The sequence below is a fragment of the Paenarthrobacter sp. GQ52 genome (assembly GCF_059759005.1).
Window position 1 is genome coordinate 370372 of sequence record NZ_JCAXEJ010000002.1, and the last position, 16747, is coordinate 387118.

At 61.3% G+C, this 16747-nt stretch carries 13 protein-coding genes and 1 pseudogene; 4 read left to right on the plus strand and 10 right to left on the minus strand.

What is annotated here, in order from left to right; translation table 11 throughout:
• Positions 1-3: 3 nt before the first annotated feature.
• From AC6CH8_RS05190 to AC6CH8_RS05235, 10 genes and pseudogenes are all read right to left on the minus strand, one after another.
• Positions 4-617 (minus strand): annotated as a pseudogene (locus AC6CH8_RS05190) (transposase); the annotation flags it as partial.
• A gap of 80 nt (positions 618-697) precedes the next feature.
• On the minus strand, positions 698-2173 hold the full coding sequence (locus AC6CH8_RS05195; protein ID WP_498189139.1) for an alpha/beta hydrolase domain-containing protein: 1476 nt from the start codon (positions 2171-2173) through the stop codon (positions 698-700).
• A 26-nt stretch (positions 2174-2199) separates the two neighbouring features.
• Complete coding sequence (locus AC6CH8_RS05200) at positions 2200-2574, minus strand: nuclear transport factor 2 family protein (RefSeq protein WP_434326564.1); 375 nt, start codon at positions 2572-2574, stop codon at positions 2200-2202.
• 81 nt (positions 2575-2655) lie between these two features.
• Positions 2656-4272, minus strand: a complete 1617-nt coding sequence (locus tag AC6CH8_RS05205; protein ID WP_441864183.1) for an amidohydrolase — start codon at positions 4270-4272, stop codon at positions 2656-2658.
• Positions 4269-5978 (minus strand): dipeptide ABC transporter ATP-binding protein, encoded by a 1710-nt coding sequence (locus AC6CH8_RS05210; protein ID WP_498189142.1) that lies wholly within the window; start codon positions 5976-5978, stop codon positions 4269-4271. Before AC6CH8_RS05210 ends, AC6CH8_RS05205 begins: the two co-directional genes overlap by 4 nt.
• A 74-nt stretch (positions 5979-6052) precedes the next feature.
• Positions 6053-7618 carry an ABC transporter substrate-binding protein gene (locus AC6CH8_RS05215; RefSeq protein ID WP_434326561.1) on the minus strand — a complete coding sequence of 522 codons (1566 nt, stop codon included), beginning with the start codon at positions 7616-7618 and terminating at the stop codon, positions 6053-6055.
• A 14-nt stretch (positions 7619-7632) separates the two neighbouring features.
• Positions 7633-8604, minus strand: coding sequence for an ABC transporter permease (locus AC6CH8_RS05220; RefSeq protein WP_434326560.1), 972 nt, complete (start codon positions 8602-8604; stop codon positions 7633-7635).
• On the minus strand, positions 8601-9551 hold the full coding sequence (locus AC6CH8_RS05225; RefSeq protein WP_498189144.1) for an ABC transporter permease: 951 nt from the start codon (positions 9549-9551) through the stop codon (positions 8601-8603). The genes AC6CH8_RS05220 and AC6CH8_RS05225 overlap by 4 nt, the downstream gene beginning before the upstream one ends.
• A gap of 5 nt (positions 9552-9556) precedes the next feature.
• Positions 9557-11263 (minus strand): CocE/NonD family hydrolase, encoded by a 1707-nt coding sequence (locus tag AC6CH8_RS05230; RefSeq protein ID WP_434326558.1) that lies wholly within the window; start codon positions 11261-11263, stop codon positions 9557-9559.
• 24 nt (positions 11264-11287) lie between these two features.
• Positions 11288-12595 (minus strand): NtaA/DmoA family FMN-dependent monooxygenase, encoded by a 1308-nt coding sequence (locus AC6CH8_RS05235; protein ID WP_285241525.1) that lies wholly within the window; start codon positions 12593-12595, stop codon positions 11288-11290.
• Between the two features lie 461 nt (positions 12596-13056).
• Between AC6CH8_RS05235 and AC6CH8_RS05240 the strand changes: the two genes are divergently transcribed.
• The 4 genes from AC6CH8_RS05240 (at position 13057) to AC6CH8_RS05255 (ending at position 16671) form a co-directional block, all read left to right on the plus strand.
• Positions 13057-13632, plus strand: coding sequence for a MarR family winged helix-turn-helix transcriptional regulator (locus tag AC6CH8_RS05240; protein WP_434326557.1), 576 nt, complete (start codon positions 13057-13059; stop codon positions 13630-13632).
• A 37-nt stretch (positions 13633-13669) separates the two neighbouring features.
• Complete coding sequence (locus AC6CH8_RS05245) at positions 13670-14815, plus strand: flavin reductase (protein ID WP_498189147.1); 1146 nt, start codon at positions 13670-13672, stop codon at positions 14813-14815.
• 48 nt (positions 14816-14863) lie between these two features.
• A complete protein-coding gene (locus AC6CH8_RS05250; protein WP_498189149.1) occupies positions 14864-15085 on the plus strand; it encodes a hypothetical protein in 222 nt (73 codons plus the stop codon).
• A 464-nt stretch (positions 15086-15549) separates the two neighbouring features.
• The gene (locus AC6CH8_RS05255) at positions 15550-16671 is read left to right on the plus strand and encodes an agmatine deiminase family protein (protein WP_498189150.1); all 1122 of its coding nucleotides are present in this window, start codon (positions 15550-15552) and stop codon (positions 16669-16671) included.
• Positions 16672-16747: the final 76 nt, after the last annotated feature.

A 16747-nucleotide genomic window follows, 5' to 3' on the forward strand; every position in this document is an offset into this window, starting at 1 on the left:
GCGTCAGTTGCGCCAGATCCCGGAGGCAGGTGCAAGGAGTTTTGAGGCGGCTCGTGCGTAGACACCTTCGAGGGTACGCCCGCCGTGGTGTTCCAGGTCGAGTTGGCCTTTGAGCGTGTCCAAGACCGACTCTAACCATTGGCGGATCCCGCCGGACCGCCCGAACCGTGGTTTCACGTCTTTGCGGATCGGCCGGATCAGCGTGACACCGAGGTCTTTGGTGATGAACCGTTCAAAGTGATGGCCGGCGAGGATGACGCCGGCGTGGATGTGCCTGTGCTCGCGCTCGAGCAGCGCCTGGGCGACTTCGCGTTCTCCGAGTTCAGGGTTCGCGAGCCCCAAATCACAGGCATGCCTTCGGGGGTGATAATCAGATAGAGCCGGAATCCCCAAAAGAAGCGCCAGTGCGAGGCGCAGGACCCACAGTCTGCGTGGCCGGACAAGTCGGAGCGTTTGACCGTTCCCCGCGACATACTGCAGCGCAGCGGAGTGGAGTCGATAAGGCGCAGGATCTCGTGCCAGGACGGGCCAGCGTGGTGGCCGGAGATTAGCGGTCCTGCCGCCGGGACGCGCTTATCGTACCCGGACTGGTCCGGAATCTCCGGGAAGTGGCGGGTTTAACACCCCCGCCAACAATTGGCAGACCCCCGGCGCAAACAGCATCGGGGGTCTGCTCTGCATAAGGCCTAGCTAAGAATTACTCATCTAGGTGTGACGGGTATTTTTCACATGCCGCCCGTATGGCCAGCTCCGTGTGCTCGGGCAGTAGCCAGCCCTGGCTTACCAGCTGGGCAGCACGGCGCCTTGCCAGCTGCGCATATGCGGCTTCGCCGCCGTATCTGGCATCGGCCTCCGCCCGCGTGAAGGGGACGTGTTCCCAGGGACGCATGATGTGTCGTTGGCTAGGCACGACATGCATGCGTGCCAGGGGCAGCTCGATCTCCAGGTAGCGCAGTCCGCCCATCGCGTGCCCGGTCTCATCGTGTACTGGGACGATCCCCGTGTAGTCGACCCCCAGAGTGTCGCGTGTCAAAGCTCTTGGCACATCGAACGGGATCGGGTCTGCCCGCGGGGGCGGGGTGCCTTCGCTCCACAGCACCAGATGCGTGATGGTGGCCGCGATGAGCCATTGGCTTCCATTGTGGCGCGGCGGATCTTCGCTGTCGAGGTCTTCTCCATCGGACAGCCCATTCTCAGAGCGTCTCGCTGAGGTAGGAAGTAGCCCTGTCTCATGGCCCCGAGCTGGCACCTGGTAGCAGCGGTACTGGTCGCCAGGCAGGTCGCTGTCAGGGCGTTGGTGCCAGAGGTGCTGCACTGCCTCGTCCTCGCTGAGGTATTCGATGACCGGAACCGGTGGCCGGCTGATGGTACGCCTGTGGTCATCAAGAGCAATAAGGCCGGGCAGCGACCCAGTTGGAGTGAAGCTCGTATCCAGCTCCATCTCCCCGTCTCGGTCGATTTCGACGTAGCCCATCGGACCAAAGCCTCCGCTCGAGACTCCTATGAGGTAGCCATCTATAATCTGCGACTCTGGTTCGCCGCCGTTGGGCACCCCTCCAGCGAGGGCGGACGAGTGCTCCTCATGGAACCGCTCCGAGAGGTAACTGCGGAGGAAGCTTCCGGATTGGGACCAACCAGTGGCGAAGCGCCTCGACGGCGCACGCAATCCAAGGAGCATACCTCCAGCCTCCTCTTGATGCGTTGCCCCCGCTACTGAACCCAGAAGATCCCAGATCATGCTGTCATGCGGGATCAAAAGTGATCCGTAACGCTCCGGATCGCGGCTACGAAGGTCAGCAATAGTTACCGACTTGCAAGTCACCCCGAGGTAAGCATCGCCGCGGGCCATCAGGTGGAAGCCGGCGTCTGGCCAGAACATCGGGAAGTCTGAACCGCTTGAAGGGTTCAGTAATTCAATATGGACGACGCCGCTGAAGTCGGCGTCACGCTCCGGAGCGATAACCATCACCCGTGTGGCGTATCGCTCAGACGAAGGGATGGCATCGGGTGTCCGAAAAACGCGGGCTTCACCGGATACCCGGTACTCGCGGCTTCGATATCCTGCCGAAGCCAGCGATGGATGCGTCAGCGTGTCCCACCCATCCGGGGACAGGAATGGGGGTCGGTCCGCGAGTTGGGCAATCTCTTCTACGAGAAGGTTCAGCTTGGGCATTTCACATTCCTCTGTTTTGAATCTACTCATCGAATTCGAGTGATCTTTCGCTGGTCGAGCGTATACGTCATTTCTCCGGCCAGTTGGATGATCTCGCCCTTGACGTAGGGGCGGAGCGGAGAGTCCGGCCAGTCCTCGATGACTTCGAGCGTGTTCTGGACCAACGCGCGGATATGCGTCTCGTCGGCCTCCAGAACTTGCGCACGGACGTTCTCGCGCAGATGGCGCCACGCCACTCGGTAGAAGTCAAAGAATGCGTCACGGCCCACGAGGTCGTCCATCGCGCCATCCCAGTCAAAGACGATCTCGCTGTGTAGGTAGCGCTGGAGTGCGCCGATGTCCTGTGAATTGAACGCAGACAGATAATCGTCGTACCAAGTTTTAAGTGAAACATCCTGCATGGTTGATCCTATTCTTCGAATACCGTACTGAATGAGGCGGCGGTGGCTCCAGAGCGAGTCATGATCGGCCGTGGGCCGCGTTCACGTGCGCCGCCCGGCCACGAAGGTTGCAAGAACCGGCACATCCTCTAGTGCATCCGCCTCGACTGTCAGCGGGTCTGATTCAAAGATGGTGAGGTCCGCGAGAGCGCCCAGTGCGATCACACCTTCGGTTGTCTCCGTGCCGTGAAGAGTCGCTACGGCCGACGTGTAGGCCGTCAGTGCCTGCCTGGCCGTAACTGCTTCCGCGGGCAGCACGGGGTCCATATCGGTTCCGGGTGCGCGCCGCGTCCGCGCCATGGCCATGATGGTCCGTGGATCGAACGGCCCGGTTGGCCAGTCCGAACCCAACGCCACGACGACTCCCGCCTCGATAAGGGAGCGTACACGGAAGACAGTTCCGGTTCGCTCGGCAAGTCTGCGCGAGAAGACACTGGAGCCATCGACACCGAGTGACATGGCAGCATGTGCCGGCTGCATGCTGGCGATCGCGCCGCTAGCGGCGAACTCATGGACGAGGTCGTCGTCGGCAATCTCGACATGTTCGATGCGGTGCCGTGGTGAATTCTCCCGCCGTTCAAGCGAGGCGATGACGCGCAGCGCGTGTTGGACCGCGGCGTCACCAATGGCGTGCGTTGCCGTGGAGATCCCTGCGTCGTGGAACTGCCGCAGGGCGGCCGAGTACTGCTGGGGATCGTCCCAGACTGAACGGGTCGATTCGCCGAAGGTGTCCGCTTCGCGGAGCCACGCTGTACCGTTGTCGATTGTGCCGTCGAGGAAGAACTTGGCCCCCTCGATCATCCAGTCCCTGCCACCTACGCCTTGCATGCGTATGATCTCATCGATCATGTAATCGCCGTCTTGCGCCCCACTGCGGCATACCGGTGAGAGCCGGACCCGCAGCGGCAGGTCTGTGTCTGTTTCGATCAGCTCGAGAGCAGACACACAGCTCTGATCGAACGTGAGGGAGTGTGTCGCGGTCAGGCCGCTGGCCGCCATCTCGCGCAGCAACTGCAGGAGTGCGTCGGCGCGCTCCCGGTCGCTCTGCACGGGCGCCATGTCTTCGACGAGCCGCATCGCGGCGAACTCTTTCAGGTATCCAGTCGGTGCTCCCGCCGTGTCGAGCACCACCTCGGCAGCGCCTGGCAGCGGAGTCGCCCCGGTAATCCCTGCCTCTTTCAACGCGCAGGAGTTCGCCACACCAGCATGGAAGTCAATAAGACGGAGGAAAACGGGATTCTTCGGGCTTCCAAGGTCGAGGGGTTCACTGTTTGGGTCTCCCTCGAAAACTTCGGGATGTAAGTCGCGACCGATGATCCACTGACCGGGATCCAATCGCGCTGCCTCCGCCGAGAGCCTCGCGGCCAGTTGCCTCGAATTCTGGACTTCACCAAGGTCGATGCCGCGCATGCCGAGCAAACCGTGCACCGGGTGTGAGTGCGGGTCCGACAGACCAGCGCAGACAGTAGCGCCGGCGAAGTCGTGGTGGGCTGTGGAGCCGGCTACCGGCCAGTCAGCCACTTCGGCGGAAGTGCCGAGGGCGACGATTCGGCCTCGTCTCACTCCAAGCGCGCTGATTCCGGTTTGGCCTCCCTCACCGGTATCGATGCGCCCGGCCGTCACGACGAGGTCGAGGGGAATGTGGGAGTCACTGATCATGCTGTATTCCTTTCTTGCGCCAGCTCGGTGGCCTGAAGCAGCTGCTGTGTGTATTCCTCGCGCGGGGCTGAAAACACCGTTTCTGTTTCTCCGTACTCGATGAGTTCCCCCTGCCGCATTACGGCCACGCGGTGCGAGAGGTGCCGGATGACCGCAAGGTCGTGCGAGATGAAGAGCATGGTCACGCCCGTGCGCGCTTGGATGTCGGCTAGGAGATTGAGGATCTGCGCCTGCACTGAGACGTCGAGTGCGCTGGTTGGCTCGTCCAGCACGATAAGTTCCGGGTCTGTCGCCAGGGCGCGTGCAATTGCGATGCGTTGACGCTGTCCACCCGAGAATTCGTGCGGGTACCGACTTGCCGCGTCGGCCGGAAGCGCGACAAGTTCGAGACACTCCTCCACTCGCGCCGCGACGGCGGGGCCGCGCCGGCCTTGGGCTGACATGGGCTCAGCGATCGACCGGCCTACGGCGTGCCTTGGGTCAAGGGTGTCGTTAGGGTCCTGAAAAACGATTTGTACTCGACGGCGATGGTCACGTAGTGCACGACCCCGCAGGGTTGCGAGGTCCACTCCTTCGTAACTTACCGTTCCGCTTGTTGGGGCCTCGATACGCATGGCCAGCTTCGCGAGGGTGCTCTTTCCCGAGCCCGATTCACCGACCACACCGAAGGTCTCGCCGCGACGTAGACCGAAAGTGATGCCCTTGAGCGCTTGGGTATGACCAAAGGACGATGTGCGGTAGTCCTTGGTGACCGCGTTGAATCGAACGAAGGATTCGGGCCCCTCGGCATCCCAGCCGCTGAGCGTCGGGGTTGGCTCGACGAGCGTCAAGGTCGTCGCTGAGGGGCGGTCCTCAGAATCCGCCGACGATGTCTGCCGCTCCATCACTTCGCTGACGACGCTCAACCGTGTCCGGGGCGGGATATGAGCTCCAGGGGCGCACTGAAGTAGTGCAGCAGTGTAGGGGCTGCGGGGGGACTGCAGCACCTTCCCTGCCCTGCCTTCCTCCACGATTCGGCCCTTGTACATGACGTTGATGCGGTCGCAGTTGGCGCCGATCATCGTCAGATCGTGGGAAATCAAGAGGATGCCCAGATTGAGCCGGTCCCGAAGCTCGAGCAGCAGAGACAGGATCTGGGTCCGTACGGTGACGTCGAGCGCAGTGGTCGGCTCGTCCGCGACCAGCAGTGCCGGATCGGCCGCGAGTGCAATGGCGATCATTACACGCTGCCGCTGGCCGCCCGAGAGCTGGTGGGGATATTGGCGCATGCGCATCTGTGGATCCGGCATGTGTACCAGTTCAAGGAGTTCAAGGGCTCGTGCGCGGGCTGCCTGGCGAGTCGCGAGCTTGTGGATACGCATTACCTCGACAATCTGGTCGCCGATGGACATTACCGGGTTGAGCGCTGTCATTGGCTCCTGGAAGACCATTGAGGCCACTCGCCCGCGCATCGCCCGGAGCTGACGTTCGCTGGCTGTTAGAAGGTCGCGTCCTGCGACCTCCAGGCGCTCGGCTTGGATCATGGCACTCGGTGGAAGCAGCCCCATCGCCGCCGTGGCGATCGTCGACTTGCCTGATCCGGATTCGCCGATTATGCCGACAACCTCACCTGGGGCGACATGCAGCGAGACGTCGGATACCACGGGCGCGCCCGTGCCGTAGGCGATGCTGAGCCGCTCGACGTGGAGGGCATGCTGCTGGTTCATTGCTCGGTCCTTAGTTTAACCGGGGGGTTCCCGCCGGAAGGCGGGAACCCCGTTCGCTGTTGGGCTTGGACGTCTCAGCCTTGGAGCCAGGCGTCTTTCAGGTGAATCCGGCCCATGAAGGGGTCGGGCTTGTAGCCCTGCACCTTCGTGGAGAGGAACTCGTAGCCGAGTACGCGCGAAGCAGGAATCAGCACCAGTACATTTTTGGTGTATTCATCTGTTGCCTGCTGAGCCAGCTTTTGACGCTTCTCGGGGTTCGGCTCGTGGATCATCTGCAACACAATTGCACGGGCCTGCTTGGCATCGGGGTTTTCTCCCCAGAAGTCGAGCACGCTCCCGCTTGTAGGCGCGAAATAGCCACTGATGTCGGACTGGGCGATGGCCGGGATCATGATGAGTCCGGAGGGAGCTGGCGCTCCGCCGAAAATCGCTGAGATCGTTGACCAGGCTTCTGCTTTGAGGTTGAGTGTGATTCCGACACGCTTGAGCTGTTCTTTGATCACTTCGAGGATGGGGACATCGGCCGCATTGATGTCTCCCGCGTAGGTGAGGTCGATGGAGATATCGCTGAGCCCCGACTTCTTTATTAGGCTCTTCGCCTCCTCGAGGTCGTGCTTGTAGTAAGGAGCATCAGCGGGATTCTGCTCGAGTTTGCGCGGATCGCCTGGCGGTATCGGCAGTGCTGACTCGCCCTTACCGGTCATGCCCACGCGGATGATCTCGTCGCGGTCCATCGCGAGCGAGACGGCACGGCGTACGTCGATATTCTCCAACGGCGTCCCGGCTGCGGAAATCATCAGGGACATGTTCCGCAGCACGGGCGCGGCGCCCGCAACGAATCCCGCGGCCTTGGCCTGGTCGGCGATGACTGGGTCGGTGACCTCAGCTGCCTCAAGAAGGCCTTGCTGCAGCATAGCTAGCCGGGTGGAGTTGTCGGGGGCTTGCACCCATTCGATGCCGTCGAGTTTGACGTCATTGGCACTGTGGAACTTCTCGTTCTTCTTAAGCGTGAGCTTGACGCCGTCCTGCCAGCTGTCGAAGACGAATGGGCCGGAGCCGTCGGCCGAGCGCATGCGCTCATCCTTGGGGGTGCTCTCGTACCATTGCTTGCTGAAGATAAACATGCCCGACCATGCCGAGGCAATCGGAAGGAAGGACCCGTTCGGCTGGTCGAAGGTGACTACGACCTTGCCGCCGTCGGCGACACGCGCCTGTGAAAATCCAGCGAGCTGGTCGGGCGCGTTTGGCGCGGCGGCGGAGATTGAGTATGCGACATCCTCGGGGGTGAGCGGTTTACCGTCTGCGAAGGTGACGTCATTGCGGATGGTGAAGTCGAATGTCCTGCCGTCGGCAGACTCTGTCCAGGCGCTGGCGATGCCCGGCTGGATTTTGCCGGCTTCGTCGACGGTGAGCAGCGTCTCGTACATTTGGGCAAGCACGATGCGGTTGGCCAGAGCTTGGGTACCTTCGACAGGGTCCAGACCACCGACTACCGGTAGGGAGTCGACGCCGTAGCGGAGCACCCCGCCAGTTCGTGGGGAATCTTGTGACGTTGGGGCCGGGCCGCTGCAGGCGGTCAGAGCAAGTGTGGTTGCGAGTGCGGCGCCGATGCCGACTCGCAGGAGCGTGCGTTTCTTCATGCTTGATACTCCAATCAATAAATGTCGGTAGTGCGTGTGGTGGTGTGCTGCTGGTGGGGGTCGGGCGTGAGGTCCTCCGTATGCTTCGTGGCCCCGCGGGCCGGTCTCCAGCCGGCGATCAGCGCCATCAGGGCGCTCCACCGGGTGCGGGAGCCGCCGCGAATGACCCTCTGTAAACCATCAGCGAGCAGGTTCCAGGCGACCACTTGCAGAAGAATGAGGATGGCAGGCAGCACGATCAGATGTGGATACACGAGCATGTACTTTTGAAACTCATTGACCATTCGGCCAGCGGAGGGGCTCGGGGGCGGCGTACCTTGGCCGAGGTAGCTAAGGGTGGCCTCGACGAGGACGGTCTGGCCGGCGATGCCGGCCGCGGTGACAAGCAGGGGCGTGAGTACGTTCGGAAGGATGTGCCCGGTCGCAATGCTCCAGCGAGAGCACCCTGCAATCTCGGCTGCAGTCACGAAACCGCGTTCTTGGACGGCGAGCATGGGACCTCGCATGATGCGCGCGAGCACCGGGGCGAACAACACCGTCATGGTCACAAGAAGTGTGATCATTCCTGGCCCAAGAATGGCTTTCACTACGAGTGCCAGGAGCAGGCCGGGAATCGAGAGTACAAGATCGGCGCCGCGCATGATAATCAAGTCCCAGAGACCACCGAAGTAGGATGCGACAAGTGCCAGGGCTGTGCCCACAACCGCTGCAAGGAGCGTGGCAACTACAGCGAGCAGTAGCCCGCTGAGCGCTGCGGTCGAAAGTCGGGCCGACATCTCTCGTCCTAGATTGTCGGTGCCGAGCAGGTGCTGGGGTGATGGAGCGGACAGGGCGGTGGATCCATAACCCTCCGCATCGACTCCGGGCAGCAGGCTCGTCAGCGCGAAGAGCGCAAGGCCGGCGAGCAGAGCGATTCCGAGCCACAGCTCCCAGTTTCCGCCTCGCTTGTGTGTGTAACGCCTTGGGGTTTGTGCGGTTGCGGTCACTTCTTCACCAGCCTTACTCGAGGATCAATCAAGGGGTAGCTCACGTCGACGAGCAGATTGATCACGACGTAGAACGCGCCGAGGATCACGACGTAGCTCTGGATTGCTGGGTAATCGCTCGTGTTCATAGCCGTGATAAGTGCGGTCCCCATCCCAGGCAGCGAGAACACGTTTTCGATGACGACGGTGCCACCGATTAGAAGTGCCAGCGAGGTTCCGATGACTGTAACGACCGGGATCATGCTGTTACGGAGCGCATGTGCGAAGACGAGCCGTAGATGAGAGGCGCCCTTGGCGCGCGCGGTGCGAATATAGTCCTGATCGAGGGCATCAAGCAGCGAGCTGCGTACATAGCGGGTCAGCACGGCCCCGCTTGCGAGACCGAGCACGATGCCAGGAACTAGCAACGACATGATGTTCTTTGTAGGGCTCTGCTCCCACGGCACGTAACCAAGTAGGGGAAGGCGGAGCGTCAGCGAGTTGACGACCACCACGAGGGTCGCGGCGATGAACTCCGGGAGCGCGAGCAGGATGAAGGCGAGTGCTCGGATCGAGACATCGGGTACCCTGCCACGCCAATAGGCCGAGGCCGTTCCGAAGCACAATCCGAAGATCACCGCGACGATTGTGCCGATGACGGCCAGTTCGATCGTTACGGGCAGGCGGGTCGCGACCTGATCCTGGAGCAGTACGGGCAAGGTCAGCGAGCGGCCGAGGTTGCCCGTGAGAAGTCCGCCGAGCCATGTGAGGTACTGCTCGGGCCAGGGCCGGTCCAGACCTAGTTGCGCCCGGATGGATGCGATGTGTTCGGGTGTGGCGGAGTTGCTGTTGACGATGTTGGCAACCGGGTCCCCTGGGATAAGCCGGACGATCAAGAAGCACAGCACCGAGAGGGCAAACAGCACAGCAACTGCGGCTGCTACGCGTCCTGCAATATAACGGAGCAATGGACTCACCACTGCCCGTCGCGGACAGAGGCCTGGTCGACAGGTATCCGCAGACGACTGTCGTAACAGGGCCCCGCCAGAAGTGTCCAGGCGCCGCGGTTGCGCAGATCCTCGTGCAGGATCTGCAGCGGAGGACGTCCGGCAACTGGGGGCCGCACGTTGTAGTCTCTGCCTTGCACCACAAGCATCAGGCTCTCGCCTGCGGCGAAGTGGGTCGCCTGTGGCCAGACCTCAATCTCAAGTGGTACGGGCACTCCGGTTTCGAGCGTCTGTTCGCCCGTGTGCGGGTGCCAAGGTACGAGTGCTGTCGAGCGAACCGGGTCAAGTGCGCGATGGCTTGCACGTAGCCATCCAAGGGCGACCGGACCATCGGAGAACAGGGCATTAATGGGAAAAGTCACTTCGTCTCCAGCGCGATCCAGCTTGCGCACGATGACGAAAACGTCTGCGTCGAGCGCGACCTCCGGATCGGCCCCTTCGCCAAGGTCGACGCGCAGCCACAGCCGAAGGGACATCGGGCCGATGAGGTCGGTGTCGCGGTCGAAGACGTAGCGGAGCTCCACTGACTCACTGAGTGGGTCGATCCGCAGCTCTCCGGCTGGTGTGACCTCAGGGGTGAGCTGGCGGGTCGCCATGTCAAGGTTTAACGAACGGTAGTCCCCAGCAGGGGGCCAGAAGGCTTGCTCAACCCACCGTGCGCGATTCTTGCGGGGATCGTCCCGTACCTCGAGCCGTACACTCGGCCATCGCTCGAGCCCGCGGTCCTCCCCCTTTAGGAAGGTGTCAAAAAACGCGAGTTGTCTGGCCCGGCTTTCCGGGGCGTAAAACTGACGCCATTTCTTCTGGCCGTGCACCTCAAGCCACTTTTGTTCGGAACCTATTGCGGAGTACGCCGCGAGCGTGCCACGAGTGTGGAGGCCGTGGTCGCTCCAGGACGCGACCACATATGCCGGGATGTCGATCTCATGCAGTTGCCCGTATTTATCGGCATAGTAGGGATCGTCGAGTGGGCGGGCTATTACGTTCGCCTCAGGATCTTCGGTGCCGTTCAGCGAGTACGAAACATTCTGGGAGACCCGTGGCCGGAAGCCAGTCTCGGGGATGCCGCCGTGGTAGGCGAACTCCCGATACCAATCCGAGAAGCACTCCCACGGGTTGATGGCCTTCAGCGACGGCGGACGAGCAGCTGCCGCCTGGTACTGACTCCCCGCCAGGTAGGACACGCCCAGCATGCCGACGTTACCTGAGCACCAGTGCTGGCTGCCGATCCACTCGATAGTGTCATAGAGATCCTCGCGTTCCTGGGGGCCGTTGTGCGGGAAGATTCCCTCCGAATGCCACAGTCCGCGTGGGTCCACGAGCACGACGGCGTAGCCGTTCGCGCACCAAAATACGGGATCGGGCGCCTCGAAGCCGGTCAGAGGCGAGATCCACTCCGGGTCAACGTCTGCCCCCGGGAACATGCGGTCCGTGACCCAGTGTTTTCCGTAAGGTCCCCATGCAAGCAAAACAGGGTAAGCCTCCTCGAACTCCGGGAGGTAGGCGTCAGCATAGATGGTCGTGTTGTCACGGAGGACGATGGCGAGGTCCTTCTCGAGCCGCAGGCCATGTGTCGTGATACTCTCCCGCCGCAGAGGCGGCGGCGCCGGCTTGCCGACGACCTCGCTCGGATGAACGCCAGGCCGAGTGATTGTCGTTCGTGATGTCTTCATGGTTCCCTCGCTGATCGTCATCGGTCAGAACCGCACATTCGGGCGGGGCAGGCCCAGATGGTCGCGCAGAGTATTACCTGTGTATTCGCTTCGGAAGATGCCGCGGTCCTGTAGCTCGGGCACGAGCTTGCTGCAGATACGTTCGAACCCGTCAGGGTTATAGGGAGCATTGAGGTTGAAACCGTCGCACGCCCCTGAGTCGAACCACTGCTGCATTCGATCTGCCACCGTGGATGGGGTTCCAACGATCCACTGGTGGCCGGTGGATCGTGCACGATCAAGAACCAGCTCGCGAAGGGTAAGGCCGCCGTCCACGGCCTTACTCCGGAAGATGTTCTGCCTGCTGCTCAGCCGCTCCGGCGCTGGGAAGCGGTCTTCCGGGACACGGTCATCGAGGTCGATGTCATCGATATCGATACCAAGCTGGGCTGCGATCTCCAGACGCCCTTGACCGTAGTCCAGCAGTTCCCCGAGCGCCTGCGCAATCTCATTCGCCTCGGCTGCAGTGTCGGCGACTACCGGAACGATGCCCGGCAGGATCTTGACGTGGCCGGCGTTGCGGCCGGCTTCCGAGATAAGCCCTCGACACTCCTCGGCGAACTCCACAGCAGCGGGAAGCAGAGACTGGGCGGTATAGATTGCATCAGCAACAGCACTTCCGAGTGCCTTGCCTGGCCCTGACGAACCGGCCTGCACGATCACCGGGCGCCCTTGAGGTGAACGCGGCCCCGGGATTGGACCCTCGACGTTGAAAAATTCTCCTTCGAAATTGAGCCGGCGTAGCTTTCCCGGATTGAGCCATTGACCGGCGGCACGGTCGACGAGCACTGCGTCATCCGACCAACTGTCCCAAAGCGCGAGCACGACCTCCACGAACTCTTGCGCACGGCGGTAACGCTCGATCGGGTCAGGCACTTGTTTGATTCCGAAGTTGGCGAACCCGTCCGTTGAGGTTACGACATTCCACCCTGCCCGGCCGCCCGAAAGGTGGTCCAGTGCGGCCAGTTGACGAGCCGCGTTGTAGGGCTCGGTGAAACTGGTCGAGAGCGTACCGATGAGGCCGATTTTCGTCGTGCGGGCTGCGATGGCAGAGAGCACGGTCATCGGCTCGTAGAAGCCGTTCATCATCGTGTCACCGCGCATGGCTCCGTTTGCATGGGAGATGTCGCCGAAGAATACCGCGTCCAGTTTGGCCTTCTCGGCCATCTGCGCAAGAGATACTACGAATTCGAGGCCCGGGACCTCTTCGGCGCGGCTACCGGGAAGCCGCCAGCTGTTGCGGTGGTAGCCCAAGGGCAGCAGGAAGGTCGTGAGGGTCATCTGGCGGGTCATGCGATGCCTTTCGGGTACTTGGGGTCAAGGGAGAATTGCGGCTTTCGCTGGTAGTCAGCCACACAATCCCGATCGCGTTCTGCCAGGGCAGCCCACGTAGTCATAGTGAAATGCGGAAATCCGCTCTAGAGATCCGTAGCAAACAATCCGGGCGGGGATATCGGCCTCTGCCGTTCGGTGACGACTTTGACATTGACGCTCCATCCATTTTGGCGACTTCACTGCGGCGCCTTACTGGCCCGGCTCGATCGTCTTCGGCGGCTCCACTTTGTGCTGGAGATCACGCTAACACCGCTTCGCAAAGTAGTCAATGAGTGAACTACTTTCAGAGAAAAGTCGGCCGAGAGCCTTGCTTTTGCTGGAGAATGAACCCAAGATGGTAGCAAATAGCTGAACTAGTTCCACAGATCGAGGGTTCTAATCTGGGAGCAGACCTCCTCATCGGGGCAGAGAGAGTGCAAATGAGCGAAACAGTCGAATCTCCGGACCTTGCGACGGTTAACCAGGCCGGGGACCGCTTTGGCACGTTCCTTGATCGTGCTCGGAGCCGCGCCCGTGACGAATTCGCCGATGCAAGATTGGAGGACGCCGCCGCAATCGGTTTGCTGCTTCGCCGCGTCAATCGCCTCATGTTAAACGACGCGGAGGATGAGGTATTGCGGCCAGCAGCTCTCTCCTGGACCGAGTTCAGGGTCTGCTTCTCGCTATGGATAGCGGGTCCGCAGCAGCCGCACGAAGTTGCAACCTCTACAGCTATGAGCCGGGCCTCAGTCTCATCCACGATGAAGACGCTTAAGAAGAAAGAGCTGGTCACGACGCGCGATTCCACGACCGACCTGCGATCGATCGTTATGACCCTAACCCCAACCGGTAGCGAGTTGGTAAGCCACGCGCACGCCAGGCATCTCGCTCTCATCGACGAGTGGCTCAACCCCCTCTCCGCACCCGAGCGGATGGTTTTGCAAGGACTCCTCGGCCAGATCATGCTCGGGCCGCGCGCCCGGCCCTATGCCGACGGACATGCCGTGAACAGCTGACCGCGACGAAACTCCTCAAATACACGAAAGGCCATTCATGCCAGTGAACCTCCCGCAGCTTCCTCCCATCGATGACGTCGCATTTCGCAACGTCATCGGCCACTTCGCCTCCGGCGTAACCATCATCACCACCACCAAAGGTGACCAGCTTTTCGGTACTACAGTCTCGGCCTTCAGTTCACTTTCAGTTGACCCGCCGATGGTACTCGTCTGCTTGAACCAATCGAGCAGCACGCACGATGCACTCCTGAGCACCGGGAAGTTCGCTGCGAATGTGCTATCGTCCGCCCAAGGCGAGTTGGCAGTACGATTTGCCCGTCCGCTTGATAATCGTTTTGAGGGGCTTCGGCTTGAGACCGGGGCTGCAGGCCAGCCACTGCTTCCCGGTCGGCTCGCAGGTATGGAATGTGCCGTGGAAGAGACGCACATCGGGGGTACCCATACCGTCTTCTTCGGGCGGGTGCTTAGCGCGGAAGCCCACCTCGGTGAGCCACTCGCCTACTACCGCGGACAGTTCGGGGAGTTCCATGAGACCCGTGAACGTCATGCATTCCTGGCTGCTCGCCGCTGGATCCTGCAGCGCGCGGTGACAGTGGGCAGTGAGGTCGACCTCGAACACATGGCATCAGACTTTGGCATCACGACGACTACCGTCTACAACACGCTGATGCGGCTGACCGCAGCAGGGCTGGTGGACAAAAACGAGGCCGATGGTTCCTTCACCGTCACACCGCTAACGGCAGATGCAGTGGATGGCGTGTATCGCACCCGTTATGCGCTTGAGAGCGGCGTGATCGATAAATACCTTAGCGACGCAAGTGATGATGAGATCGCATCGCTCGTACTGAACGCCCAGAATCTTGCCGCGATGCCGCTGGAAACCAGCGGTGACCTGGAGGCTTTCCTCGAGCTGAACCTTGACTTCCACGCTGCGGTCGTCGGGCTGGCGCACTCACGCGACCTGGTCGACCGCTTCCGGGAGTGCAGCCTCGCTGCGGCTTGGCTGGGAACCTACGACGACAAACTTTGGCAGGAGCGCCGCGGCCACAATCTGCTGGCATCCTATGTGCGCGCCCTAAGCGAACGCGACGTGGACGCTGCAAAGGGACTTTTACGTGAGCAGAACGATCTCGTCCGCGGTGCCGTCCGCAGCGCTGTACACGCTTGGGGCGGAGTGTTCTAAATGGCTACTGCCCTTTCCGTCTCAACGCACTTATAAGGAAAACCGCCAATGGAACCGGACCTCAGAATACAAAGCAAGCACGGTCCCGAAGATAGCCACGAGCTTTTAGGACGAATTGTGAAGGTCATGGAAACGGGCACCATGGTCCGGGTGGGACGCGTTGAATGCGTGAGCGCGAACGGAGACTTGATCTGGATTGAGGCTTCAGGTTGTGAACCCAGGGCCCTCTACGGCCTGGCGCTTGGCCACAGCGTTGTTCCCGTGGAGTAACAACGTGAGCACGGATGGCGTCACCGCCGGTAGCAGAGCAGGCTGCTATGCAGATGCTTCTCCTCGACAGCGTGATAGTCGTGTGACATCGGAAGCAATCGATTCACAAAAAGAGCATGGATGTCCTGTCGAAGACCTTCAGCCCGGCGAGTATATCCAAGCCTGGCACAACGGGAAGATCTATCACTCCGGAAGCGTCGTTAGGACATTTCCTTCATTGGGGCTGGTCAACCTTTTGAGCCCGGACGAGACCAGAGTGCGTCTCATCGATGCGGAGGTATTTCTCATCATCAAGACCCACGGACAGGTACTCGTGGAGCTCTGATGGGGTCTCCGACGAACCTTAGAGAGAACCAACGGCAGTCCAAAATTGACATTTCCAATAAAGGGCCGTCCGGGCAGGCATCGTCGACGCGTATGGCCTGCTTCGGAGCCCCTGACGAATCGAAGGAACCGGATCACACATGACCTCCGCCGATATAGCAAAAGCCGCATCTGCCGCCCCTCTTGCCGCCACCCTACAAAGCCGTATGCCAGCCGAATGGGAAACGCATGACCGGACCTGGATGGCCTTCCCTCCAGCCAACGCCACCTTCGGCGCTAAGGGAAGCCCAACCTTGGAGCGCGCCCGCACCGCTTGGGCCACCGTAGCGCAAACGATCGCCAGGTATGAGCCGGTGACCGTCCTGGCTGACCCCGGCGACTTGGACGTGGCCAGAACTTGGCTTGGTGGTGGTATCACCGTCATCGAAGTGCCCTTGGATGACGCGTGGCTAAGGGACAGCGGCCCCACTTACACGCACCAAGCAGATGGGTCCCTGTCGGCCGTCGACTGGGTCTTCAACGGCTGGGGAGCCCAAGCCTGGGCTTCGTGGGGCAACGACCAGAACGTGGCCCGCGCTGTAGCGTCCGCAGCCTCGATACCGGTCAAGCGGAGTTCCTTGGTGAATGAGGGCGGCGGTTTCCACGTAGACGGTCAGGCAACCGTTCTGTTGACCGAAACCGTTCAGCTCGATCCGGGCCGCAATCCTGGCGCAACCAAGGAAAGCGTCGAAGACGAGATTCATGCGGCGCTGGGTACCACCAAAGCCATTTGGCTGCCAAGAGGACTCACTCGTGACTACGACGAGTTCGGCACCCGCGGCCATGTTGACATCGTGGCGGCATTCGCGGGCCCGGGCACTATACTGTTACATCGCCAAGATGACCCTACACATCCCGACTACGCTGTCTACCTACAAGTCAAGTCCGTCCTGGAACGCGAGATTGATGCTCAGGGTCGTCCGCTGCGCCTTGTTGACGTTCCAGCCCCTACCACGCTCAGAGATGAAGAAGGCTACGTCGATTGGTCGTACATCAACCACTACGTTGCCAACAACGTCGTCATCCTTTGCGCTTTCGATGACCCAAATGATGCCATTGCGCAAGGGATTTTGGAACGCGCCTACCCTGGCAGGACGGTGGAACTGGTGGATGCCCGGGACATTTTCGCCTTCGGCGGCGGAATCCACTGCATCACCCAGCAACAGCCCGCGCCGGCTTCGGGCAACGGGAAGCGAACACGGCATGAGCGCTCAACGTCGTAGAGGCCACCATCACTCTGCTGCGGTCGGCGTCGAAAGCAGGTGAAATCACTAACGAGCAACTGGTGCGCCGGTACCT

Bases quoted from the DNA above. Each gene is read 5' to 3' on its own strand.
- AC6CH8_RS05230 (WP_434326558.1), bottom strand. From the start codon at position 11,263: ATGAAGACATCACGAACGACAATCACTCGGCCTGGCGTTCATCCGAGC.
- AC6CH8_RS05210 (WP_498189142.1), bottom strand. From the start codon at position 5,978: ATGAACCAGCAGCATGCCCTCCACGTCGAGCGGCTCAGCATCGCCTAC.
- AC6CH8_RS05205 (WP_441864183.1), bottom strand. From the start codon at position 4,272: ATGATCAGTGACTCCCACATTCCCCTCGACCTCGTCGTGACGGCCGGG.
- AC6CH8_RS05250 (WP_498189149.1), top strand. From the start codon at position 14,864: ATGGAACCGGACCTCAGAATACAAAGCAAGCACGGTCCCGAAGATAGC.
- AC6CH8_RS05235 (WP_285241525.1), bottom strand. From the start codon at position 12,595: ATGACCCGCCAGATGACCCTCACGACCTTCCTGCTGCCCTTGGGCTAC.
- AC6CH8_RS05195 (WP_498189139.1), bottom strand. From the start codon at position 2,173: ATGCCCAAGCTGAACCTTCTCGTAGAAGAGATTGCCCAACTCGCGGAC.
- AC6CH8_RS05245 (WP_498189147.1), top strand. From the start codon at position 13,670: ATGCCAGTGAACCTCCCGCAGCTTCCTCCCATCGATGACGTCGCATTT.
- AC6CH8_RS05215 (WP_434326561.1), bottom strand. From the start codon at position 7,618: ATGAAGAAACGCACGCTCCTGCGAGTCGGCATCGGCGCCGCACTCGCA.
- AC6CH8_RS05200 (WP_434326564.1), bottom strand. From the start codon at position 2,574: ATGCAGGATGTTTCACTTAAAACTTGGTACGACGATTATCTGTCTGCG.
- AC6CH8_RS05255 (WP_498189150.1), top strand. From the start codon at position 15,550: ATGACCTCCGCCGATATAGCAAAAGCCGCATCTGCCGCCCCTCTTGCC.
- AC6CH8_RS05240 (WP_434326557.1), top strand. From the start codon at position 13,057: ATGAGCGAAACAGTCGAATCTCCGGACCTTGCGACGGTTAACCAGGCC.